Origin of the sequence: Faecalibacterium sp. DFI.5.82 (genome assembly GCF_029076575.1) — a bacterium.
Classification (GTDB): domain Bacteria; phylum Bacillota; class Clostridia; order Oscillospirales; family Ruminococcaceae; genus Faecalibacterium; species Faecalibacterium duncaniae.
Window position 1 is genome coordinate 1 of record NZ_JARFIS010000681.1, and the last position, 303, is coordinate 303.

1 protein-coding gene is annotated in these 303 nt (G+C 55.8%); it reads left to right on the plus strand.

Annotated features, from left to right (window positions below; genetic code table 11):
• Positions 1 to 303 (plus strand): DUF4366 domain-containing protein (locus P0G09_RS18430; protein WP_275253398.1); only part of this gene is annotated, 303 nt, incomplete at both ends.

The window sequence follows — 303 nt, forward strand, 5'->3', positions numbered from 1 at the left end:
TGGAGGATGGGCAGTCCACCGAGAAACCACCCGCTGTCTGCAACTGCACGGAAATATGCGAAGCCGGTGAAGTCAACACCAAATGCGAGGTGTGCAGTACAGACATGACCGGCTGTACCGGCAAGGAACCGGAGCTGGAAACACCGGCGGAACCTGCGGAGCCTGAGAAAAAAGAATCCGCAGGACTAAACCCGGCTGTCCTGCTGCTGGTGCTGGCTGTGATGGGCGGCGCTGCCTTTGCCTACTTCAAATTCATTAAGGGTGAGGCCAACCACAAAAACAGCAGCAATCCAGACGATTATG